Raw genomic sequence first — 22,684 nt, forward strand, 5'->3', positions numbered from 1 at the left:
AGGAAAACAGGCTTTTTTATACAGGAGAAGATTAAGTAAATAAAATTTTATTACAGTCTTTCCAAGAATTTGGAGGAAACATTTCATAATTCGGCAAAAACCAGTATAATAGGGAAGTGTCGATAAACTAATGAAGGAATGTGACAAATGAATACACAATTAACGAAAGAACTAAAAGAAAAGTTTGATATTGTGTTCCATGATGTAGATCTGCTTGAACAAGCGTTTACGCATTCATCTTATGTGAATGAGCACCGCAACTTGCACTTGTCAGATAACGAACGTTTAGAGTTTTTGGGCGATGCTGTCTTAGAGTTGATCGTTTCACGGTATTTGTATCGTGAATTGCCAGATCTGCCCGAAGGTAAGCTGACGAAGCTACGGGCGGCAATCGTTCGCGAAGACAGTTTATCCATGTTTGCCAAAGATTGCCGATTCGATGAATACATTCGTCTAGGCAAAGGGGAAGAAAACTCTGGCGGTCGTAAACGACCTTCTTTGCTTTGTGATCTATTTGAAGCCTTTTTAGGTGCGTTATACTTGGACCAAGGACTGGAAAGTGTCAGCGGCTTTTTGACGAAAGTTGTCTTTCCAAAAGTAAAAGCAGGTGCTTTTTCCCATGAGATGGATCACAAGACCCGCTTGCAAGAAGTCTTGCAGCGTGGCGGCGATGTTTCCATCAATTATCGTTTGATCAAAGAAGCAGGCCCCGCCCATGAACGGATTTTTTGGACGGAAGTCTATTGCGATGACACCTTGATCGGAAAAGGACAAGGAAAATCGAAGAAATTATCAGAACAGGACGCCGCTGCGAATGCCTTGGCGGATCTTGAACAGTAAGAGAGGACTGGCGGAGTGTATTTAAAACGAATAGAGATTGCCGGCTTTAAATCCTTTGCCGACCGCACAGTCATTGATTTCGAACATCGAGTGACTGCAGTCGTCGGACCAAATGGCAGCGGCAAGAGCAATATTACCGAAGCGATTCGTTGGGTTTTAGGAGAACAATCTGCCAAAAATCTACGTGGTGGCAAAATGCCTGATGTTATTTTTGCAGGTTCTGACACCCGCAGAGCGCTAAATATAGCGGAAGTGACGATCGTTTTAGACAATAGCGATCATTACTTGCCGATGGATTACAGTGAGATCAGCGTGACTCGCCGCTTGAGAAGAACCGGCGAAAGCGACTTTTTCTTAAATAAACAAGCTTGCCGCTTAAAGGATATCCAAGAGTTGTTTATGGACTCTGGGTTGGGGAAAGAATCATTTTCGATCATTTCCCAAGGCAAGGTAGAAGCAATTTTCAGCAGCAAACCAGAAGACCGTCGTGGGATTTTTGAAGAAGCGGCGGGGGTATTGAAATACAAACAGCGGAAAAAGAAAGCCGAGCAAAAATTGTTTGAAACGGAAGACAATTTAAGCCGTCTACAAGATATTATTTATGAACTAGAAGATCAGTTGGTGCCTCTGGCAGCCCAAAGTGAAGCAGCCAACCGCTTTTTAGCGTTAAAAGAAAAATTGACGACGGTCGATGTGGCCTATGCGGTCTTAGAGATCACGAAAGCAAAAGAAGCGTGGGAGACAGCCAAAGCTCAACTGAGTACCTTTAACCAAGAACTGGCGCAGATTTCCGAAAAGATCAACCAAGGGGAACTGTCGCTACATTCTTTGCGGCAACAACGTACTGCTTTTGATGAAACGTTGGAGCGTTTGAATCAGCAGCTTTTAGAGGTCACCGAAGGACTGAAGCAAGCCGAAGGGCAAAAAGAAGTCTTAGATGAACGTTCAAAGCATACGCAAAAAAGCTCTGCCGAATACCAAGAAACTTTAGAGGAAGTCACAGAGCGGGTCACACTTTTAAATGAAGAAAAAACGGAACTGATCGGCTTGCTTTCACAAAAGAATCGTAGTGTGCAGGAAGTTGAAGCAGCGATGCTGGCGTGTCAGCAAGAGCAGGAAAAGTACCAACGTTCAGCAAAAGAAATCATTGAAGAGTTGCGCAGCCAATATGTCGAAGCCATGCAGGAGCAGGCAACGATCGGAAACGAATTGAAATACTTGGAGCGTCAATACCAACAAGAAGCCGCGAAAAATCAAACGGCGCTAAGCAAGCAGACGCAAATGAATACGTCGTTGAAAGAAAAGACGACGGAAGCGCAAATCGTGGAAGAGCAGCTGACGCAGGCTAAGGCGATTTTAGAAGAACAACGCAAGCAATACATCCATCTTCAAGAAAAAGCTCAGACCAACAAAAAACGCTTTGATGAAGAACAAAAGAAAATGTATCAGTTAATGAGTCAAGTGCAGCAGGTACGAGCGAAACAGCGCAGTCTGCAAGACATTCAAGAAAATTATAGCGGCTTTTATCAAGGCGTTCGCTTGATTTTGAAAAACAAACAGCAGATCAGCGGTATCGTTGGCGCAGTAGCGGAGTTGATCGATGTGCCGCAAGACTATACCGTGGCGATCGAGACCGCATTAGGCGCCGCTGCACAGCATGTCGTCGTTGAAAATGAGCGGGATGCGCGAGCAGCCATCACGTATTTGAAAGAAAATCGAGGGGGGCGTGCAACCTTCCTACCGCTGACGACCATCAAAGCCCGTCATTTGCCAGATTATGCCCGCAATCAAGCCAAGCAAGTGTCTGGATTTATCGGCGTTGCCAGCGAATTGGTCCAGTCGCCCGAACACGTCCAAACGATTACGGATAACTTGTTAGGCAGTATCTTGATTGCCGAAGACTTGCAAAGTGCCAATGCGTTAGCACGGGCATTGAACTATAGCTATCGGGTCGTTTCCTTAGAAGGGGATGTCATGAATGCTGGCGGTTCCATGACGGGTGGCGCAACGAAGAAAAATGCCGGTAGTTTGTTTAGCCAAAGCAACGAGCTGCAACAATTGACGGCACAAGCGGCGCAACTGGATGAGCGGCTTTTAAAAACGGAAAAGCAAGTCCAGCATTTTGAAGCAGCGACCAAAGAAGCACAAGCAGCATTAGAAGAATTGCGGACGCAAGGAGAACAGGCTCGCATGACGGAGCATGAGCTGCAAAGCCGCTTACAAAATCTTGAGAATGACCTGAGCCGCTTGAAGCAAGAGCAGCAAGTGTTTGATTTTGAACATCGCGAAGTGCAAGCCTTCTTTGAGGAATATGATGAGAAGAAGACGAGCTTGGAAGAACAGCAAAAGAATATTGCAGCGCAATTGGCGAAAATCGACCAAGATATTCATCAAATGAATGCCGAAGAAGACTTGATCGAGGAAAAACGCCAAACCTTAGCACAAGAAAGTGCGCGCTTGCAGGCAGCTTTCGCAGTTCAAAAAGAACAAGTGGCGCATTTGCAGCAAAAAATTGCCGCTACGAATCAAGCATTAGAAGAAAACGAAGCGCGTCAACTCTCCTTAGAACGGCAGTTAGCTGCCTTGACAAGCAACGTCAGCGATCATGAGTTTTCAGAAGAAAGCATTCTTCAGCGAATTGAAGCCTTCACAAAAACCAAGCAGCAGGTAACAGCGGAATTGACGGTGATTCGTGAACAACGTCAAGTCGTTCAACAAGAAATCGGCGCATTAGACGAAGCCCTGAGTGCTGAAAACTTAACGCAAAAAGAAAAGCTGTCAGAAAAAACCGAAGTTGAGATCGAAAAAAATCGCGCAGAATTGGTGATGGATAATCGTTTGTTGTATTTACAAGAAGAATACAATCTCACCTTTGAAAAGGCAGCGCAAGATTTCCCTGAAATTGAGGATGCAGAACAAGCCAAAGTCGACATTCTGGAACTAAAACAAGCGATCGAGCAAATTGGTCCAGTCAATTTAAATGCGATCGAACAATATGAGCAAGTCAATCAACGGCATTTGTTCTTGACGAGTCAGCGAGACGATCTGCTGTCGGCTAAAGCACAGCTGTTTGATACGATGTCTGAAATGGATGAAGAAGTCAAAACCCGTTTCGGCGAAGTCTTCGATGCGATCCGTTTGCAATTCAAACAAGTATTTCCTAATATGTTTGGCGGCGGTCATGCGGAATTAGTCTTAACAGATCCGAAAGATTTATTGAACACTGGGATCGAGATCGAAGCCCAACCACCGGGCAAGAAATTGCAAAACCTCAGCTTGCTATCAGGGGGCGAACGGGCACTGACTGCGATTGCGTTATTGTTTTCCATTATTCAAGTTCGTCCAGTACCGTTTTGTGTGCTTGACGAAGTGGAAGCAGCATTGGATGAAGCCAATGTCTCTCGTTTCGGTCATTACTTGAGTGCTTTCCAAAATGATACACAGTTTATCGTCGTAACTCACCGTAAAGGAACGATGGAGGCAGCAGATGTGTTGTATGGTGTGACCATGCAAGAATCTGGAGTGTCGAAGACCGTGTCCGTGCGCTTAGAAGAAGTGCGTGAAGGCGGTAGTTTTGCAGCAGATCAAGCATAGAGGAGGAATGATATGATTAAACTGATTGCGATCGATTTAGACGGAACGTTATTGAATGACAAAAAAGAAGTGACTCCTCGCAACAAAGAGGTACTTGCTCGTGCCAAAGCACAAGGCGTAAAAATCGTCATTTGTACGGGACGTCCATTACGGGCGATCCGTCCGTACTTAGAAGAATTATCGCTGAAAGAACCCGGCGACTATAGCATCACCTTTAACGGCGGTTTGGTTCAAAAAAATGAGACTGGCGAGATTATTGAAAAAGCAGCGATGCAGCTGGCAGATATCCATGAATTGGTTTCAGTAGCGGAAGACTTGAATTTGCCTCTAGACGTGGTATCCGAAGAGATCGTCTTGAGTTTACCCACTTCAGCAGCGCATCCATCGATTTATGGCTCGTTAAATCCTTTATTGGATTGTCGTCCTTTTGCCGTAGCTGATCTTGATGAATCGATGCTCTATAATAAAGCGGTGATCGCCTACCATCAGGAAGTCTTGGATCCTAAGATCCCTGAGATTTCCTCAGAGATCCGCGAGAAATATGAAATCATCAAAAGCCGGAATAACCTGTTGGAATTTATGCCTAAAGGAATCACCAAAGCCTATGGTATCAGCCTATTGGCGCAAGATTTAGGGATCAAGCAAGAAGAAGTGATGGCGATCGGTGATGAAGAAAATGACTTGCCGATGATTCGCTATGCTGGGATTGGCGTAGCGATGGCCAATGCCGTGCCAATCATTAAAGAGGCGGCTGACGTTGTCACCGTTTCAAACCAAGAAGACGGTGTGGCAGCAGTGATTGAAGAATATGTCTTAAAAGGAGGTGCGTAAGATGGGATTTTTTGACAAAATCAAAAAAGCGCTGATTGGAGAAACCAAAGAAGCAGAGCAAGAAACCGACAAACCGTTAGTCGATGCTGACTCACCAGAGGCACAGCGTTCAGAAGAAAGCCAGCCAGCACAAACTCCTGCTGAACAAGGCGCTTCAGAACCAGTGGTACCTGCAGAAACCGCCGACTCCAGTGATTTGGAGGCAGAGCAAGAAACTGCTGAAGTGTCCCCGCAGCAAGAAGCAACGACAGCGAATAAAGGAGAAGAAGCACCAAGTATTCCAGAAGAAGTGGCTAAGGATACACCATCAAAGCAAACCCCAGCGGCTACACCAATCCTTCAACCAGCGCCAGAAACGGAAAGTGTGCAGGATAAATACACCAAAGGATTGACGAAATCACGGAAAACCTTTGGGCAACGGATGAACGAATTGTTTGCCAACTTCCGTACGGTGGACGAAGACTTCTTCGAAGAAGTGGAAGAAACGCTGATCGGCGCAGACGTCGGCTTCGATGCGGCGATGAAGATCGCGGATGCATTGAGGCAAGAAGTCAAACTACGTAATGTGAAGAAAACGGCAGATGTCCAAAATGTCATCATCGAAAAATTGGTTGACCTATATGGTGAAGCGGGTGTCGGTGAAGTCAACGAGTTGAATATGCAGTCAGGGTTGACCGTCATTTTATTTGTTGGCGTGAACGGTGTTGGAAAAACCACCAGTATCGGGAAATTAGCCCACCAATTCAAAGCCGAAGGCAAGAAAGTCTTATTGGCTGCAGCGGATACTTTCCGTGCCGGTGCCATCGATCAATTAGTGGTCTGGGGTGAACGAGCTGGTGTTGAAGTCGTTCGTGGCAATGCAGGAGGCGATCCAGCAGCAGTCGTGTTTGATGCGATGGAGCGCGCAAAACGAGAAAATGCTGACGTTTTATTAGTAGATACCGCGGGTCGTTTGCAAAACAAAGTCAATTTGATGAACGAACTAGAAAAAATCAAACGGATCATTCAACGAGTGGACCCAACGGCCCCTCATGAAGTCCTGCTCGTGTTGGATGCAACAACAGGTCAAAACGCGATGAATCAAGCAAAACAATTTAAAGAAACGACGGATGTTTCTGGTCTCGTCTTAACCAAACTTGATGGAACAGCCAAAGGGGGGATCGTCTTGGCGATCCGTAACGAGCTGCGGCTGCCCGTCAAATTAGTGGGACTCGGAGAAGGCATCAATGATTTAGAACCATTTGATCCAAATGAATTTGTCGTTGGCTTATTCAAAGGCTTGATCAAAGAATAAAAAAACAGAGCCCTGTGTTAGGTGATACACCTACACATGGCTCTCCTTTATTGTTGCTTTTGTGAGATCAAAGGGAAGAGAAAACGGGTCGTCGTCTCTTTCCACGAGCTTGACTTGTGACGTAAAGCTGAGAACACTTGGCGTGGCAAATGTGGGTACAGCGATGCACGACTTTGCCAAAAAATCAGGAAAAGCAGTTTGAAGGCTTCGTTTTCTTCTGCACTGTCTAAAAACTTTGGGAAGTATCAGGCAGAATACAACGAGTTGAACGATGGGGAAAGATTATTTCTTAAGTTCCCCTTGGCGCTCAGTGATCATTTTTTCCAAGTTGTTCAATGTATCGATATCTTTATTGGTTTCGATAAAGTTCGTAATCAAATTCAATAAAGATTGATCAGACAATTCTGCTGCTAAGAAGTCTTCTTGGGTCACATTCGGAGAATACAACCGAGTCAAAACAGTACCGCTGTAGCCGATATCCGCTACTTTCAATAAGTCGTGGTTTTTTAGTTTACGTACGACTGCTTGAATGGTATTCTTGCTTAGATCTTGCTGTTGGACAGCAATGTCATTTGCAGAAAGAGGTTTGTCTGAATTCCAAAAGATATTCATGATTTGACGTTCGCGTTTGGTAAGATTAAGTGGCTTCATTCACTATTCTTCCTTTCAAAAAAGAGTAATATGGACATAATAATTTACTGTTCTATAAGCAGTATACTTTATTTTGAAGGTAAATATCAAATTTATTCAAGTATTTTATAAATTCTTGGTAATTTTAGTAAGAGATATTACAAGTGAAGAGCAAATTTCTGCATTTTTCACCAGTTTTCACTATAATAGATGGAAAGAAATAGCATTTGAGAAAAAATTTAGTAGAAGAACATAGAGGGCAGTCGAATGAAAATAAAAACATTGTTATCACATAAAGAGCTTTTTCCCTATTTATTGAAAGGACGCTACGGGATTGAGCGTGAAGCGCAGCGGGTGCGGCTCGATGGGACGTTTGCAGGTACCGATCATCCTAAAACGTTAGGCAATCGACGCTTCCATCCGTATATCCAAACGGATTTTTCCGAAAACCAACTGGAACTGATTACGCCCGTTGCTGATTCCGTGGATGAATTGTTCCGTTTTTTAGGGGCTATTCATGATGTGGCGTATCGTTCGATGTCAGCAGAAGAAATGCTCTGGCCATTGAGTATGCCACCAGCTTTACCAGAAAAAGAAGAAGACATCGTCATTGCTAAATTAGACCAATTTGAAGATGTGCTCTACCGCCGCTATTTAGCCAAAACATATGGTCGCCGCAAGCAAATGGTCAGTGGGATTCATTTCAATTTCGAATTTGCGGAAGACTTTTTGCAGCAGCTGTATGCTTTGTCTGAAACGAAGGAAAGCTTCCAGACGTTTAAAACGGCACTTTATTTGAAAGTAACTCGCAATTATTTGCACTATCGCTGGTTTTTGACGTATTTCTTTGGGGCGACTCCTGCATCAGAAGCCAATTATTTTACGACAGAAAACGGACCGCAAGAACCAGTCCGTAGTATTCGCAATAGCCGCTATGGGTACACGAATCACGAAGACGTCAAGGTATCTTACGCTTCGTTAGAGACCTATCTTGCAGATATTGCCAAATTAGTGGAGACGGGAAAGCTTTCAGAAGAAAAAGAATTTTATGCGCCAGTGCGTCTACGTGGGGGAAAACGGGTCGCAGATTTAGCCTCAGCGGGTATCCGTTATATTGAGTTAAGAAATATTGACATCGATCCCTTTGCCCGCTATGGGATTTCCAAAGAGCAAGTCGCATTCTTGCATTTCTTCTTATTGTTTTTAAGTACAAAAGAAGAAGGCAGCGATGCGGATGCGTGGATCGAAGAGGGCAATCAGAAAAATGATCAGGTCGCATTAGAACATCCGCTTGCACCTTTGACTTATCAGCAAGAAGCGCAAGCGCTGATTACTGAAATGATGGACTTTGCCCAAGCCCTTGAGCTGCCGCATCCACCATTTTTGGATCAGCTCTCAGAAATGCTGGCTGAACCAGAAAGAACCTTCGCGGGACGTCTTTTCTCAGCAAGTCAAGCAACCAGTCAAGCGCAGACAGCAACATTGCTGGGACAAAAGTATCATCAAGCTGCTTGGGAAAAACCGTATCAATTAGCTGGCTTTCGAGCAATGGAATTGTCGACCCAGATTCTCTTGTTCGATGCGATCCAAAAAGGAATCGAAGTGACGGTACTGGATGAAACGGATCAATTCTTGAAATTAGCCGTGAAAGACCACATCGAATATGTTAAAAATGCCAATATGACCAGTAAGGATCAGTACATCGTCCCATTGATCATGGCGAATAAAACGGTCACTAAAAAAATCTTAGCCGAAAATGGCTTTCATGTACCAAGTGGCGCTGAGTTCGCTTCGGCAGAAGAAGCGATCGCGTTTTATCCTCAGATTGCCCACAGCGGGTTTGTGGTAAAACCGAAAACCACCAACTATGGGATCGGTATCTCGATTTTCAAAGAAGGTGCCTCTTTAGCGGATTATCAAGCGGCGGTCGCCATTGCCTTTGCGGAAGATGATTCGATCCTCGTTGAGACTTTTTTGTCAGGGACGGAATATCGGTTCTTCGTGATCGATGGGCGAGTCGATGCGATTTTACTACGTATCCCTGCCAATGTCGTGGGTGACGGCAAGCGCACGATCACGGAACTCGTCGCAGAGAAAAATCTTGATCCATTGCGCGGCACCCATCATCGGACCCCATTAGAACTGATCCAATTAGGGGAACTGGAACAACTGATGTTAAAAGAGCAAGGGTATCAAGTGGATTCAGTACCCGAAGAGGGGCAGATCGTTTATTTGCGAGAAAACTCGAATATCAGTACTGGCGGTGATTCTATCGATGTGACGGATGACTTCAACGATGATTACAAACAAGTAGCAGTCGATGCGGTAGCCGCATTACAAGCATCTATCAGCGGAATCGATCTGATTATTCCAGATAAAACCAAGCAAGCCAATGAACCGGGGGCTTATGGAATCATTGAAGCCAATTTCAACCCAGCGATGCATATGCACGTTTATCCATACAGCGGGAAAGGCCGACGCTTAACTATGTCTGTTTTACGCCTGTTGTTCCCTGAAGTCTTCGAGAGCTGATGGAAGTACAAAAAGCAAAGAACTGCACACTTTGGAAGGAGAGTTCCTTTCAAAGTGTGCAGTTTTTTTTATATCGTTGTTTGATTCCTGATCTGACAGTTAGCACAATAGTTAATTCCCTCGCTTTTTTGTCTTTATTTATCAAAAAATATTTATTTTAATAGGAATACTGGAAAAATAATTGTATTTTTGGTAATCTAAAGAAAGGAAGTTCTAGTTTTTTTTATACACGATTAAATAACTATCGTTTTTTGAAGAGCCGCTAAATTAGGTCAGCATGTATAAAAAAGATATGAACATAGATATTGTCTTTCAACTATGCTTTTACATATAACAAAATGGTTGGCATCAAAAAAGCGGCAAAGGCAGACGGGTTCTCTTATCTTTGTTATTGACAAAAGAAGTGCAAAGATTGTTTTCAATTGAATCAAAAATGAAAGTTCATCATCGGAAACGGAGTTGAATCGATACTCAATGTTCAAGTTATTAGGAAGTAAGGCAGGTTTTATAGCCGAAACTGATTGTGGTTCGATGAGTGACTCCTAAACATAGGCGCATTGCTTTAAGAATTTGCGGAACGGTCCTTTGGCAGCACCTTATAGGTACACAAAGGATATGGATGATTTTTTCCGATCCCTGCGAATGTTTGACAGTGCTTTGTCGGTTCTTCATTCAGTGTGCAGGCTTTTTTCGTAGGCTTAAATCAATGGTTTTAGTGCTTCCAACCGAGGAATCACTTTTTCTTTAGCCGCTCTTTTCTGTCTTTCAACGGGCTATGATTCACACGAGCCCTTCTGCGTAGATAAGTATACTAAATTTATTATACTGATCCATCCTGAAATTTTAATCAGGTTATGGTGTGTAATAAGTTGAATATAATAGCATTACAAAAAAGGAGAGTACGGAATGAAAAAATTTAATGGTAAGATTGTTAAAACGTTGGCATTACTAGCAACAATTTTTACGGCTGGTGCGTTATCAAATCAAGTTTCAGCATCAGAAGAAACAGCATCCCCTATTTCCGCAAGCGTATGGGTTGCCAGAACACCCGAACAAATCAAAGCTGATATTACTGGGAATGAATATACGATTGTTTGGGGTGATACACTTAGCGCCATCAGTAAAGCGACAAATATTACGATCGAACGTCTAGCACAATGGAATAATATTTACAATATTGATTTGATTTATGCTGGCAACAAATTAGTGTTTGATGGAAATGTGGTTTCTCTAAAGGATGCAGAGGGTAATACGATTAGTCAAGCAGTGATTCAAGATACTGACAAAATTGATCCGACCAAACCAATTGGGGGAGGAAGCAATACAAATCCTGGAAACAGTAATAATGGATCAAATGTCTCTACAAAACCGACACCTCCAGCAACAGATAACGGATCAGGAGACGGATCAACAAAACCAACGCCGCCTGCAACAGATAATGGATCAGGAGATGGCTCCACAAAGCCAACACCACCAGCAACGGATAATGGTTCAGGTGGAGATAATGGTTCCACTAATCCACCAGCTGATCGAGAGTTTGAAGTGACAGTCGTTGCAGAAAATGAAGAAATTACACGCCTCCGTGTCGGACCATTCTTAACTACCGATGAAGTGGCGGCATGGCTGCTTGAAAACTATGTTGGCTTAGTTTCAGACCTACAAATCTATCTAGAAGGAAACTATATCTATATTGAGTTCAATATTCCGACACCTGATAATGGAGGCGCGACTGACCGTGAAATTGTAGTTGAAGTTGTCTATGAGAATTCATATTATACTCGTCTACGTGTCGGACCATTCCTAAGTAACGAGGAAGCTACTGCTTGGAAGCATGAAAATTATCCAGAAGTAGTTAAGGGGCATGAAGTTCATTTTGTAGGTGATTATATCTATATTGAATTTGGTGTTGGTAATAAAGATAACGGTGGAGCAATTGATCGTGAAATTACGATTACCGTTGTCTATGAAAATTCATATTATACACAACTGCGGGTCGGTCCATTCTTAAACACAACAGAAGCCTCCGCATGGCTGCGTGAGAATTACCCTGATGTAGTCAAGGGCTACGCTGTTTATCCAGAAGGTGATTACATTTACATTGAGTTTGGTACATCAAGCCATGGAACTGGCGGCGGCGATATCGGAACCGACGGTGGCGGTACAGACGTAGACGGCGGCGATAACGGAACCGACGGTGGCGGTACAGACGTAGACGGCGGCGATAACGGAACCGACGGTGGCGGTACAGACGTAGACGGCGGCGATAACGGAACCGATGGTGGTGGTACAGATGTAGACGGTGGCGATAACGGAACCGATGGTGGCGGTACGGATGTAGATGGCGGAGAAGATGGCTCTGGCGAAACAGATGTGAATACTCCAGTCAATCTGGGTAATAGCGGCATTTTTGCAGCTACTAGTGCAGAAGCGAGTGCAAGTGCATATTCTTTATGGGCTGAAGGGAAGTTTTTAGAGTTTACAGGCTTTGTTATTCGGCCAGCGCTAAATGCAAATGGAGATCCAATTGGTTTTACAGTTGATTTTTACTAAATAAAAAAAGTTAAGTTGATTCTTTGATGTTTCATATAAATTAAGAAGAATACAACTTAAAACTAATAAAAACCAGTCAGAAACTGCCTCTGACTGGTTTTTATTTGAAGAAATCATGAGAGATACGTTATCGTCCTGCTTTATGGTTCGCTTCATTAGCAATCTATTATATCCAGTACTTTCTATCTGCAGGAAGTATCGTGAGCCTTTCTTTATCTTCTTATCCTTCAAAAGCAGCGATCTCAATCGTTTGTTTCGTTTCTTCCACCTTGAGACCCGTTCGGGCTTCCCACCATTGTTTCATTTCTTTTTCATACGTGGTAGGAAAACGTTGGATCAAGGTTAATAACGGTACGCCTTGAATCGAGGCGTAGGGAAAGTTTAAAACCAGATTGTACTTCAGTTCCGACAGGAGGCTATAATATTGAAACATCATAAAGTTCATTTCATTCTTATCCTCCAGCAGGAGTACTTTCGGAGCGCGATCCAGCATAAAACCCAAGCTGCGCATCATGAACAATACGCCATCTAGATGGCTGGATTCGATCGTGGGTGCCGTTTTAAACAAATCGATATGCAGATCCAAAGCATCAAGCAGTTCTTTCTTTAATGAAAGGTAGGGCGGTGTTGATTGTTCCATGATAGTTCCTCCTTTTAATGGAAAAGACGTTTCCAAAATGACGTTTTCTCTGGTTGTTCCTGCTCTTTATCCGATGGAGCGGCAGCTGCAGGGAATTTTTTTTCGATATCGATGACGTCTTCATTGACGGCTTCTTTCCCAGCAATCAGCAAGCCGATACTGTCTGGACCGGCATCTTGGGCATCGGAGACGATCCGAAATTCCATCTGTTGCTTGGTCAGTAAAGTGATGTAATCGGTCTGGATCGATTCTGGCAATTTTCCATTAAGCAGCACGAGCGCTCCTTGATAATCTGGTAAGGCGTTCAAGAGCGTTTTCTGGTTGTCCTTCTTCTTCATTTCTGTTACTGTCATACTAAGATAACACCGTTCACGAAACGTGCCTAAATACTTGCGCTGTTCATCTGGGTTGACGCGAGGCGTCCCATACATTCCTGTATCAAGGCGTTTTTCTAATTCGTCTGACATTGAAGTATCCTCCTCAAAGCGTTTACTTATGCTTATTATAGCATATCCAACAAATAGCAAAAGAGGGGTGCGATCGTGAGAGAGTTCTGATAGAAAGTAGGGATCCTATGACAACAAAAGAACGACATTTGCTATTGTTAGCAGAAAATCAACGGTTGGAGACACCGAGGCTGCTCTTGCGTCCTGTTTCCTTGGCAGATGCAGCGGACATGTTTGCCTATGCAAATGATGAAGAAACGACGACCTTCGTCTTTGCTAGACATGGGTCGGTTGAAGAAACAAAACTACGCATCGCCGAGTATTTTGTTGCTGCACCCTTAGGAAAATTTGCGATCGAAGAAAAAGACTCAGGAAAAATGATCGGGACCATCGATTTGCGGGTAGAATCAGAAAAAGAGATCGCTGAGCTCGGTTATACATTGAGTCGCGATTATTGGGGGCAAGGGATTATGCCAGAAGCGGCAATGGCACTGCTGCATTTCGGTTTTGAAACACTCGAATTGATTCGAATTTTTGCTCGACATGATGACCGAAATCCCAAGTCTGGACGGGTCATGGAGAAAATTGGGATGAAATTGGAAGCAACGATCCCAGCTGCCCGCAAATCGGGTGAAGAAATCATCGATGAAGTCACGCGTGGCATCACCCTGGAGGAATGGAAAAAACGTATCATGTAAAGGAGGGCTCTCGTCATGGAACTGAACATTGAGCCAGCAGCAATTGAAAAAATAACCCCTTATGTGCAGCCAGGTGATCGTCTCTACTTGGATTTTGAAGACGGCGTTGGTCCGTTTCCTGCAACGGAGATCACCTGCCGTTTGGACATCCATTTTCGCCTGATCATCGTGCCGCAAAGCTATCCAGAAGAAGGATTGGCGATCTACGACACCCCTTTAACGACACCCTTAGGCACGATTTGGTTGAAGCAAGGGGCTCAGGTGTATTTAGAAGAACAGACTCGGATGCAGGTGGAACCGACCTATCAACGGTTGCAATTGGTGGGAAATAGCGGGATCTTAGCTAACGATGTCCAATTGTTACGGATCGAAAAGCAGACGGCGGGCCGCTGAGATGGGCACGCTGGCGGTTATTAGCGACTTGCACGTCGATATCAACCAATTATTTGATCCCCATCTGCAGCTGATCGCTGATTATTTGCAGCAAAATCAGGTGACCCATCTGCATCTGGCAGGAGATGTGGCGAATAAAAAACAACGGCTATTAGACGTGGTCGCATTTTTTCAAAGTCGACAGGTGCCAACGACCTTTCACTGGGGCAATCATGAAATGGTGGACTTGACGGAACAAGAGATCGAGGCTTTCGATGATCCCGCCTTTCTTAATTTTCAGACGTATCGCTTATCAGAAAAAACACTGCTGTTGGGAATCAATGGCTGGTATGACTACCAATATTCTGATCTGACCAGTGAAGCTGAGATCTTGCGGCTGAAAAATTTGTTTTGGTATGACCGCATGATTCAACGAAAGGGATCGGATAAGGAGATCAGCCAAGCCATCAATGAGCGTTTAGCGGAAACATTGGCCCATTTGCCGCAAGACCAAGAAATTCTTCTTTCTACGCATTTTGTGCCCCAAGAAGCGTTTATTGTGCGGCAGACCGGCAAGTACGCCCGCTGGAACCACCTAAATGCGTTTTTGGGGACGCCTGATTTTGGCGCAGTGATCGATCAGTACGCCAATGTGCGGGCAGTCGTCTTTGGGCATACCCATCGACGCTTTGAGAAAAAAGAACTTGCGGGAACCAGCTACTATTGCCGTCCCTTCGGCTACTATTATGAATGGCAGTTGACCCGACGCTTCGTTTTGGAAAATCACTTAGCAGAAGCATATTCTCCAACGAAAGTTCGGACGCTGCTGCGAAACCATCATGAGGCATTTGAGGACTATAAAACGGCGCATCTTGTAGAGGAATTGGCGCAAGCGATCACGCTGCTGCCGTATTAGCGCAGCAAACGAGTCCTGCTTGTTTTCGTGATTGAATTTCCAAGCAATTTAAACCATTAGAAGAAACACGCAAAGGAGAAAAATCATGACATTTGAAGAAATCTTACCAGAATTAAAAGCCGGCAAAAAAATCATTCGTGAAGGTTGGGGCGGCTTTGAACTTTATGTGACATTCGTTGAAGGCGAAGTGTACGACAATGCCCCAGTCACCCCTTACTTTTTGATCAAAACAGCAGATGAGGGATTCTCGAGTTTCGCACCGACTGTTTGCGACATTCTTGCGGAAGATTGGAAAATCGTGGAATGACGGCAGCGTGGATCGATGACAAAACGATTGTGTTTGTCACAGGGGCTGCTTCAGGCATCGGTAAAGCGCAAGCAGAGGCGTTTCTTGCAGAAGGCGCTCAAGTATTTGGTGTTGACTGCCAATCGTTTCCTGATTCGCTTTTAGCCCAGCCCCGCTTTTTCGGCACATGTTGTGACTTAGCGGTGAAAGAAAATTGTCTTGCAGCGGTCCAAGCTTGTGTGACGCACTTTGGCGGTATCACAGTCTTGTTAAATACAGCAGGAAAGCTTGACGGCTATCATACGATCGCTGAGACGACGTCAATGGAGTGGGAGGAGATATTTCAAACCAATGTCTCCAGCATGTTTTATTTAACGAAAGAAATTTTGCCGCTGATGCAAGCCAATTGCGGCGGAACGATCATCAATATGGCGTCGATCGCTGGAATGGTCGCAGGTGGGGGCGGGATCGCCTATACAACCGCAAAACACGCGATCGTCGGGTTTACCAAACAGTTGGCGTTGGATGTTGCAGATCAAGGGATCTCGGTGAAGGGCATCGCGCCCGGTGCGATTCAAACGCCGATGAATGCGGCTGATTTTGCCGGTGACGGGAAAATGGCGCAATGGGTGGCAGAAGAGACGCCAGTCAAGCGTTGGGCGCAACCAGAAGAAGTTGCAGCGCTGACCCTTTTTCTTGCCAGTCCGCAAGCTAGTTACTTGCAGGGGGCGATCGTGCCCATCGACGGTGGTTGGACCTTGAAATAACTAGCCTGAACCCATTAGAGGAGGACGCCAATGAAGGAACAAGCGATCCAGAACTTGTTTGCAAAAAATCGTGAATGTCGACAACTGCTTACGATCATTGAAGCGTTGCAGCTGTCGGATTGCTGGCTGTGTGCTGGGTACCTGCGGAATTATTTATGGGGGTGTCTCAGTGGGAAAATAGCGGAGGTGCCAATAACCGATATTGATGTCGTGTTTTATGATCCGACTGTAAGCATAGAAGAAACAGCAGCGATCGAAGCGCAACTGCGCCGTTCGTTTCCCGAATTTCCTTGGGAGGTTCGTAACCAAGCGTTGATGCACCAACATAATTTTGCCGAGGAGCCGCCTTATACAAGTACCTTCGATGCATTAACGAAGTTTCCAGAGCGTTGTACAGCGGTAGCGGCACGAATGAATCAAGGCAAGCTTGAATTGATGGCGCCTTTTGGCTGGCAGGATATTTGCAGTTTTCGGGTGCGTCCAACACCGCATTTTGCCCAAAATGAACAGTATCTTGCGGTTTATCGACAACGCCAAGCGATGAAGCAGTGGCAGAAAATTTGGCCGCAGCTCTCGATTGAAGAAGGGAAGAAATAAAAAAGAACACTCGCGTGATGCGGCGATTTTCAAAAGTTAGACGAAAAAGCTAACTGATGGGAATCGCTGCATATGACGCGAGTGTTTTTTATTAACGTAAAGCCAATGGTTGCGCCAAGCGGTTTCTTAAAAAGATACCTAGATAAGCTGCGGCAACGGCTTTGATGATCCCAGGGATAATAAACAGAACAAAGCCACCGTTAAAGGCAGCCGGCCATGCCATGCCCGTGCTCCATTTCAGCCATAATGTACCAAACAACAAAGTTGCCAGCGCACCGACAATATTGCCGATCACTGCTCCTGTGTAGTGAAACGCTGTTTTTTCTACGATCAATCCAGTAAGCAATCCATTAAAGAGGAAGCCAACTAAATAGCCACCAGTTGGTCCTAACAAAACACCGACACCGCTGGAAAAACCAGCGAAAACGGGCAAACCGATCAATCCTAACAGCAAGTAGATGACGATCGCCATCGTTCCAGTTCGCGTGCCGAGGAAAGTCACCGCTAGCCCGATCGCAAAGGTTTGTCCTGTCAATGGGATCAAACCTAATGGAATCGTCAGTTGGGAAAGACCAGCAATAATGATCGCAAATAAAGCGGCATGGATTTGTTCACGTAATGATAATTTCATCGAATCCTTCTCTCTAATAATAATTTCGTTAACCTGAAATTAGTTTATTTGGTTAACGAAATTATAAACGGTGGTTTACCAAAAGTAAAGAAGAATCTTGTTTTTTTAGTGTCCTTTTTTAAAAAGGACAATCAAGTTCTTTGAGGAGAGGAAAGGGGCGATCTCTTCCAGCTCATCTGTTGAGAAGGGCAGTGCTTGAACGAGCCGGCAGATCGTTGCTTCTGTCAGAAACGGCAGCAGTTCTTCGATTTCATCATAAGCCAAGCGTTCTGATGCGGAAACGTTTGGCTGTTCCAAGGCGGTCAGCAGGAGTTCATCCAGATAAGGCGCAGGTAAAAAGGGTAGCAGTTCTTCAATCTCAGAAAAGCGGAAGTCAGGATTTTCAAGCCAGCCTTTGATTTCTCCCGCCAAAAAGTTGGGGGGTAAAAAGGGCGCCGCCTCTTCCCAAAAAGCCATGGAATAGTGCTTGCCTTTCAAGAGCTCTTCTACTTGGGGCTTTTTCAAAAACGGCAGGAGTTCTTCCAGTACCTCTTCTGGGATATTCTCGGCGCCATTTAACAGGTGTTGTAAGTCGGCGCTGGTCAAATGAGGTGCTAGCCTAGGCAATAAGTCTAGGTCTAAAGAAGTTTCTTGAAACGGTTCTTCTTGAATCAATGCTGACAATTCTTGCGGTTTGATCAGTGGAGCTAGTTCGGCGATTTCTTCTGGTTGTGCGGTTCCTGCTTGATAATGTTGCACCGCAGCTGCTGGCTTTCCTAACAGCTCATCGATGGATAAGTCTAAAATCGCTGCTAGCTGCGGCAATTTTTCAATGTCCGGCAGTGAGTTGCCCCGCTCCCAATTACTGACAGCCTGATAGCTGACAAGTAACTGGTCTGCCAAGTTGCTTTGGGTCAGATTTTTTTCTTTGCGTTTGGCAGCGATCTGCTGACCGATTTTTCTCATGTTGAATTCACTCATAAATGAATTCCCCCTTTCATGCTCTAAGTATAGTTTCTCAAAAGGTGGAAACGCAATCAAGCTGTGGTTGAGCAGGCAAATGCCGACTCAATCACAGCTTGAGTTTACGAATGGATGAGCTGAAGGAGGTGTTCACCAAACGCTTGTGTCGTTAAACAGACCGCTTCTGGCATCAACTGCGCGAAGTCGGCAGTGACGTGTTGACTTTGCAAGGCTTGTTCAATGGCTTGTGTTAGGATTTGAGCTGCTTCTGGCCAGTTCAAATGTTCTAATAGCATGCACGCTGACAGCAGCAGCGAACAGGGATTGGCTTTGCCAAGTCCTGCGATATCCGGTGCTGTTCCGTGGGTAGCTTCAAAGATGGCTGCCCCAGTAGCGTAGTTGATATTGGCACCGGGGGCGATCCCGATGCCGCCGACTTGTGCTGCAAGTGCATCAGAAATGTAGTCGCCGTTCAAATTACAAGTGGCAATGACGTCGAATTTTTCTGGATACAAAAGGATCTGTTGTAAAAAGTTGTCTGCGATCACGTCGTTAACAACGATTTTCCCAGCCGCTTTTGCCGAGGCAAGGGCGGCTTCGGCTGCCTTTGAGCCGTTTTCTGCTTTGATTTTGTTGTATTGATTCATTGTAAAACACTGGTCGGCGTATGTGGTCTCTGCAAGCTGATAGCCCCAGTTTTTAAAGCCGCCTTCTGTAAATTTCATGATATTGCCTTTATGCACCAGTGTCACCGTGGGCCGCTTTTGAGCGATCGCATACTCAATGGCAGCAGCGATCAAGCGCTGACTGCCTTCTAAAGAGATCGGCTTGATGCCGATAGCGGCAGTTTTAGGAAAACGAATCGCCTTGACAGCAAAGTCTGCTTGCAGTGTCTGGATCAGACGCTGCGTTGCGTCGTCGTCTTTGGCAAATTCGATGCCAGCATAAACATCTTCAGTATTTTCTCGAAAGATCACCATATCGGTTTTTTCTGGTTGTTTTAAAGGCGAAGGGACCCCTGTAAAATAGCGAACAGGTCTGACACAGGCATAAAGATCCAGCGTTTGCCGCAAGGTGACATTCAAGGAGCGAAAGCCCTCGCCAATTGGGGTAGTCAACGGTCCTTTTAAGGCGTATTGTTGAGCCTTGATCGTATCGATGGTTGCTTGCGGCAGCCATTCCCCCGTCTGTTCAAAGGCGGCTTCTCCAGCTAAAACTTCCAGCCATTCGATGCGGCGTTGATTGTCATAGGCTTTATTTACAGCGGCATCAATCACAGGTTGCGCAGCCTGCCAAATCTCGGCACCGATGCCGTCTCCTGCAATGTAAGGAATGGTGATCGTCGTTGCTTCATGGGTTGTTTGGTCAGGCATGGGCAGTTCCTCCTAATTCAGCTTTTTTTCGAATGACCATCGGTAAAATTCCTTGATGCTTCCAATAGCGAATATCTGCAGGGGCATCAAAGCGCAGGCGGGTCATAAAGGAGACAGTCCCGCCGTCGATCCGTTGCGCAGTGACTTCGATCAGCTGCTTGACCACTGGCTCTTCTGGCAAAGCGATCGAGAATGTTTCGCTGCCGTCCAAATCAAACGATGCGGCACTTTCACCAGCAAGATATTCAAGCGGAATGATCCCCATCATGACCAAGTTGCTGCGATGGATTCGTTCGAAGCTTTCTGCTAAGACGACTTTAACGCCTAACAATTGTGTTCCTTTGGCGGCCCAGTCGCGAGAAGAACCCATGCCATAATCTTTACCAGCTAAAATGATACAGCTTTGACCAGCTTTTTGGTAATTCATAGCTGCGTCAAATATCGACAGGGTTTCCCCTGTTGGAAAATAATGCGTGACACTGCCAGTACTGCCAGGCACTAGCTGGTTTTGCAGACGGATGTTGCCGAAAGTCCCCCGCATCATAATCTGATGATTGCCGCGTCGCGAACCAAAGGAGTTGAATTCACGATACGGAACTTCTTTTTCTTGTAAAAATTTTCCAGCTGCAGAATCCATACTGATGCTGCCAGCAGGAGAAATATGGTCAGTGGTGACGGAATCACCCAATTTTGCCAAGACTTTCAGATCAGCTAAGACATCTGGTTTAGGCAACTCTTTGGTCAATGTTTCAAAGTAGGGCGGATGAGCGATGTAAGTGGATTGCTCCTCCCATTCATAACATGCGCTCGTGGTGGTTTCGATCGCATTCCAGCGTTCATTGGCATCAAAAAGATGCTCATAGGCAGCGCGAAATGCTTCTGGTCCGACGTACTCTTGAACGTAAGCATTGACTTCTTCATTGCTAGGCCAAATATCAGACAAATACACCGGCTCGTCATTGACGATAGCTAACGGTTCTTTTGTGAGATCTTTGCGAATGCTGCCAGCGATGGCATAGGCAACAACTAATGGCGGTGAAGCCAAATAATTGGCTTTGATCTGTGGATGGATTCTTCCTTCAAAATTTCGATTGCCTGACAGAACCGATGCCACCAGTAGATTTTCTGCCTCAATTGCTTCAGCGACCTGCGCTTCTAAAGGACCTGAATTTCCGATACAGGTGGTACAACCGTAGCCCACCAAATAAAAGCCGAGTTGCTCTAAATACGGCAGCAAACCACTGTTTTGCAAATAGGTGGTCACGATCTGGGAGCCCGGTGCAAGGGAGGTTTTGACCGTACGAGAGACGGTCAGACCTTTTTCAATGGCTTTTTTAGCCAATAAGCCTGCCGAGAGCATGACGAAGGGATTGCTCGTATTCGTACAGCTAGTGATCGCCGCCAAGACGATATCGCCGGTCACTAATTTGTCAGGTGCAGCATCTGGCCAGGTAACGCTGGCTTCTTTTTGCCATTCGTCCTCTGAAAGACCAAAGCCCTTGGGACCGACGGCAGCCGTGACCGATTGTTCAAAATCCTGACGGACTGCTGGAAGCAAAATCCGATCTTGCGGGCGCTTAGGGCCTGCTAATGCTGGCTGAACTTCTGCTAGATCGATGGTGATCGTCTTAGTATAGGTTGGCACGATCGCTTCATCATAAAAGAAATGGTTGGCTTTGGCGTAAGCGGCAACGAGTTCGATCAGCTCGCTGGAGCGACCGGTCGTTGCTAAGTAGTTCAAGGTCTCTTGATCAATCGGACAAAAACCGCAAGTCGCACCATATTCGGGAGCCATGTTTGCTAACGTTGCTCGATCAGCTAAACTTAAATGACGATAGCCAGGACCGAAGTATTCGACAAATTTTCCGACCACTTTTTCGATCCGCAGCACTTCAGTTACTTTTAGTGCTAAATCGGTGGCGGTGGTACCTGCAGGCATCTCGTTGATAAATTTCACCCCGATGACTTCAGGCGTAGGGAAGAAAGAAGGTTCGCCAAGAATCGCAGCTTCCGCTTCAATACCGCCAACCCCCCAACCGAGAACCCCCAAGCCGTTGATCATCGTGGTGTGAGAATCGGTTCCTTGCAATGTATCAGGAAACAGCAGTCGTTGATCTTCGTGTGCTTTTTGCAAGATCACATCAGACAACGATTCGATGTTGACTTGATGAATGATCCCTGTTTCAGGCGGTACGACTTCGAAATTGTCGAAAGAACCTTGCGCCCATTTCAAGAATTGATAGCGTTCTGCATTGCGTTCAAATTCCCGCTCCGTATTAAAAGCGATCGCCCCAGGAGTACCGGCTTGATCGACTTGCACAGAGTGGTCGACGACGAGTGTGACGGGAATCTCAGGATTGATGTCTTCTGCGGCACCGCCTAAAGCGACCATCGCATCCCGCATGGCAGCCAAATCAACGACTGCGGGTACCCCAGTAAAGTCTTGCAAAACGACCCGCTCTGGTTTGAATGGCACGACACCAGTAGGGGTTTCTGCCTGCCAGTTCGCTAAAAATGGTAAATAATCCTCTGTAATTTCCTCGTCTTGATGACGAGCAACACTTTCCAATAAAACTCGAATGGAGTAGGGCAAGCGAGATAAATCAGCCCCTAAGTCTTGGGTGATTTTCGCTAAGTCAATATACGTGTATTGCGTATCATTGACGGTGAGTTGAGATTGCCACTTCATAAGAATCCTCCTTTTTACGAAGATAAACGTACTTATTAGGAATAATTATACGTTGA

The 22,684-nt window shown here is 45.3% G+C and carries 19 protein-coding genes; 12 read left to right on the top strand and 7 right to left on the bottom strand.

Annotated elements, in window-relative coordinates; genetic code table 11:
- Positions 1-147: 147 nt before the first annotated feature.
- Genes rnc through ftsY form a run of 4 tightly spaced genes read left to right on the top strand, consistent with a single transcriptional unit; the run spans position 148 to position 6,559 of the window.
- On the top strand, positions 148-840 hold the full coding sequence (rnc, locus tag A5883_RS15230) for a ribonuclease III (RefSeq protein WP_005227136.1): 693 nt from the start codon (positions 148-150) through the stop codon (positions 838-840).
- 15 nt (positions 841-855) lie between these two features.
- On the top strand, positions 856-4,434 hold the full coding sequence (gene smc, locus A5883_RS15235) for a chromosome segregation protein SMC (RefSeq protein WP_086338952.1): 3,579 nt from the start codon (positions 856-858) through the stop codon (positions 4,432-4,434).
- A gap of 12 nt (positions 4,435-4,446) precedes the next feature.
- Positions 4,447-5,265: a Cof-type HAD-IIB family hydrolase gene (locus A5883_RS15240; protein WP_005227138.1), complete on the top strand. Its 819-nt coding sequence runs from the start codon at positions 4,447-4,449 to the stop codon at positions 5,263-5,265.
- Between the two features lies 1 nt (position 5,266).
- Positions 5,267-6,559: a signal recognition particle-docking protein FtsY gene (gene ftsY, locus A5883_RS15245; protein ID WP_074934437.1), complete on the top strand. Its 1,293-nt coding sequence runs from the start codon at positions 5,267-5,269 to the stop codon at positions 6,557-6,559.
- Between the two features lie 282 nt (positions 6,560-6,841).
- Here the strand turns inward: ftsY and A5883_RS15250 are convergent, their stop codons facing one another.
- On the bottom strand, positions 6,842-7,210 hold the full coding sequence (locus A5883_RS15250; protein WP_005227140.1) for a BlaI/MecI/CopY family transcriptional regulator: 369 nt from the start codon (positions 7,208-7,210) through the stop codon (positions 6,842-6,844).
- A 246-nt stretch (positions 7,211-7,456) separates the two neighbouring features.
- On the opposite strand from A5883_RS15250, the gene gshAB reads away from it, so the two are divergent.
- Positions 7,457-9,721, top strand: a complete 2,265-nt coding sequence (gene gshAB / locus A5883_RS15260) for a bifunctional glutamate--cysteine ligase GshA/glutathione synthetase GshB (protein WP_086338953.1) — start codon at positions 7,457-7,459, stop codon at positions 9,719-9,721.
- A 906-nt stretch (positions 9,722-10,627) separates the two neighbouring features.
- The gene (locus A5883_RS15265) at positions 10,628-12,271 is read left to right on the top strand and encodes a LysM peptidoglycan-binding domain-containing protein (protein ID WP_086338954.1); all 1,644 of its coding nucleotides are present in this window, start codon (positions 10,628-10,630) and stop codon (positions 12,269-12,271) included.
- 220 nt (positions 12,272-12,491) lie between these two features.
- Here A5883_RS15265 and A5883_RS15270 read toward each other — a convergent pair whose 3' ends face one another.
- Together A5883_RS15270 and A5883_RS15275 are read right to left on the bottom strand one after the other, a co-directional pair.
- Positions 12,492-12,911 carry a hypothetical protein gene (locus A5883_RS15270; RefSeq protein WP_086338955.1) on the bottom strand — a complete coding sequence of 140 codons (420 nt, stop codon included), beginning with the start codon at positions 12,909-12,911 and terminating at the stop codon, positions 12,492-12,494.
- Between the two features lie 14 nt (positions 12,912-12,925).
- Positions 12,926-13,378, bottom strand: coding sequence for a YueI family protein (locus tag A5883_RS15275; protein ID WP_010748630.1), 453 nt, complete (start codon positions 13,376-13,378; stop codon positions 12,926-12,928).
- Between the two features lie 107 nt (positions 13,379-13,485).
- Between A5883_RS15275 and A5883_RS15280 the strand changes: the two genes are divergently transcribed.
- The 6 genes from A5883_RS15280 to A5883_RS15305 all read left to right on the top strand — a co-directional run bounded on the left by A5883_RS15280 (position 13,486) and on the right by A5883_RS15305 (position 16,993).
- Positions 13,486-14,055: a GNAT family N-acetyltransferase gene (locus A5883_RS15280; protein WP_086338956.1), complete on the top strand. Its 570-nt coding sequence runs from the start codon at positions 13,486-13,488 to the stop codon at positions 14,053-14,055.
- Positions 14,056-14,070: 15 nt separating this feature from the next.
- Complete coding sequence (locus A5883_RS15285) at positions 14,071-14,448, top strand: iron-sulfur cluster biosynthesis family protein (protein ID WP_074535383.1); 378 nt, start codon at positions 14,071-14,073, stop codon at positions 14,446-14,448.
- 1 nt (position 14,449) lies between these two features.
- Positions 14,450-15,343: a metallophosphoesterase gene (locus tag A5883_RS15290; protein ID WP_074535382.1), complete on the top strand. Its 894-nt coding sequence runs from the start codon at positions 14,450-14,452 to the stop codon at positions 15,341-15,343.
- 85 nt (positions 15,344-15,428) lie between these two features.
- Positions 15,429-15,650 carry a DUF2829 domain-containing protein gene (locus A5883_RS15295; protein WP_005227147.1) on the top strand — a complete coding sequence of 74 codons (222 nt, stop codon included), beginning with the start codon at positions 15,429-15,431 and terminating at the stop codon, positions 15,648-15,650.
- Positions 15,647-16,396 carry a 3-oxoacyl-ACP reductase gene (locus A5883_RS15300; RefSeq protein WP_086338957.1) on the top strand — a complete coding sequence of 250 codons (750 nt, stop codon included), beginning with the start codon at positions 15,647-15,649 and terminating at the stop codon, positions 16,394-16,396. The genes A5883_RS15295 and A5883_RS15300 overlap by 4 nt, the downstream gene beginning before the upstream one ends.
- 30 nt (positions 16,397-16,426) lie before the next feature.
- Positions 16,427-16,993 carry a nucleotidyltransferase family protein gene (locus A5883_RS15305; RefSeq protein WP_086338958.1) on the top strand — a complete coding sequence of 189 codons (567 nt, stop codon included), beginning with the start codon at positions 16,427-16,429 and terminating at the stop codon, positions 16,991-16,993.
- A 91-nt stretch (positions 16,994-17,084) separates the two neighbouring features.
- On the opposite strand, the gene A5883_RS15310 is transcribed toward A5883_RS15305, so the two are convergent.
- The 4 genes from A5883_RS15310 to acnA all read right to left on the bottom strand — a co-directional run bounded on the left by A5883_RS15310 (position 17,085) and on the right by acnA (position 22,628).
- Entirely contained in the window at positions 17,085-17,624 is a 540-nt protein-coding gene (locus tag A5883_RS15310; protein ID WP_086338959.1) for a biotin transporter BioY, read from the bottom strand.
- 105 nt (positions 17,625-17,729) lie between these two features.
- Positions 17,730-18,584, bottom strand: a complete 855-nt coding sequence (locus tag A5883_RS15315) for a helix-turn-helix domain-containing protein (protein WP_086338960.1) — start codon at positions 18,582-18,584, stop codon at positions 17,730-17,732.
- Between the two features lie 104 nt (positions 18,585-18,688).
- On the bottom strand, positions 18,689-19,939 hold the full coding sequence (gene icd, locus A5883_RS15320) for an NADP-dependent isocitrate dehydrogenase (protein WP_086338961.1): 1,251 nt from the start codon (positions 19,937-19,939) through the stop codon (positions 18,689-18,691).
- Positions 19,932-22,628 carry an aconitate hydratase AcnA gene (gene acnA, locus A5883_RS15325; protein ID WP_086338962.1) on the bottom strand — a complete coding sequence of 899 codons (2,697 nt, stop codon included), beginning with the start codon at positions 22,626-22,628 and terminating at the stop codon, positions 19,932-19,934. Before acnA ends, icd begins: the two co-directional genes overlap by 8 nt.
- Positions 22,629-22,684 lie beyond the last annotated feature (56 nt).

It is taken from the genome of Enterococcus sp. 5B3_DIV0040, from assembly GCF_002140755.1.
Lineage (GTDB): Bacteria > Bacillota > Bacilli > Lactobacillales > Enterococcaceae > Enterococcus_D > Enterococcus_D casseliflavus.

Excerpts from the sequence above, each read along its gene's own strand:
- rnc (WP_005227136.1), top strand. The coding sequence starts at position 148 with ATGAATACACAATTAACGAAAGAACTAAAAGAAAAGTTTGATATTGTG.
- A5883_RS15240 (WP_005227138.1), top strand. The coding sequence starts at position 4,447 with ATGATTAAACTGATTGCGATCGATTTAGACGGAACGTTATTGAATGAC.
- ftsY (WP_074934437.1), top strand. The coding sequence starts at position 5,267 with ATGGGATTTTTTGACAAAATCAAAAAAGCGCTGATTGGAGAAACCAAA.
- A5883_RS15250 (WP_005227140.1), bottom strand. The coding sequence starts at position 7,210 with ATGAAGCCACTTAATCTTACCAAACGCGAACGTCAAATCATGAATATC.
- gshAB (WP_086338953.1), top strand. The coding sequence starts at position 7,457 with ATGAAAATAAAAACATTGTTATCACATAAAGAGCTTTTTCCCTATTTA.
- A5883_RS15265 (WP_086338954.1), top strand. The coding sequence starts at position 10,628 with ATGAAAAAATTTAATGGTAAGATTGTTAAAACGTTGGCATTACTAGCA.
- A5883_RS15270 (WP_086338955.1), bottom strand. The coding sequence starts at position 12,911 with ATGGAACAATCAACACCGCCCTACCTTTCATTAAAGAAAGAACTGCTT.
- A5883_RS15275 (WP_010748630.1), bottom strand. The coding sequence starts at position 13,378 with ATGTCAGACGAATTAGAAAAACGCCTTGATACAGGAATGTATGGGACG.
- A5883_RS15280 (WP_086338956.1), top strand. The coding sequence starts at position 13,486 with ATGACAACAAAAGAACGACATTTGCTATTGTTAGCAGAAAATCAACGG.
- A5883_RS15285 (WP_074535383.1), top strand. The coding sequence starts at position 14,071 with ATGGAACTGAACATTGAGCCAGCAGCAATTGAAAAAATAACCCCTTAT.
- A5883_RS15290 (WP_074535382.1), top strand. The coding sequence starts at position 14,450 with ATGGGCACGCTGGCGGTTATTAGCGACTTGCACGTCGATATCAACCAA.
- A5883_RS15295 (WP_005227147.1), top strand. The coding sequence starts at position 15,429 with ATGACATTTGAAGAAATCTTACCAGAATTAAAAGCCGGCAAAAAAATC.
- A5883_RS15300 (WP_086338957.1), top strand. The coding sequence starts at position 15,647 with ATGACGGCAGCGTGGATCGATGACAAAACGATTGTGTTTGTCACAGGG.
- A5883_RS15305 (WP_086338958.1), top strand. The coding sequence starts at position 16,427 with ATGAAGGAACAAGCGATCCAGAACTTGTTTGCAAAAAATCGTGAATGT.
- A5883_RS15310 (WP_086338959.1), bottom strand. The coding sequence starts at position 17,624 with ATGAAATTATCATTACGTGAACAAATCCATGCCGCTTTATTTGCGATC.
- A5883_RS15315 (WP_086338960.1), bottom strand. The coding sequence starts at position 18,584 with ATGAGTGAATTCAACATGAGAAAAATCGGTCAGCAGATCGCTGCCAAA.
- icd (WP_086338961.1), bottom strand. The coding sequence starts at position 19,939 with ATGCCTGACCAAACAACCCATGAAGCAACGACGATCACCATTCCTTAC.
- acnA (WP_086338962.1), bottom strand. The coding sequence starts at position 22,628 with ATGAAGTGGCAATCTCAACTCACCGTCAATGATACGCAATACACGTAT.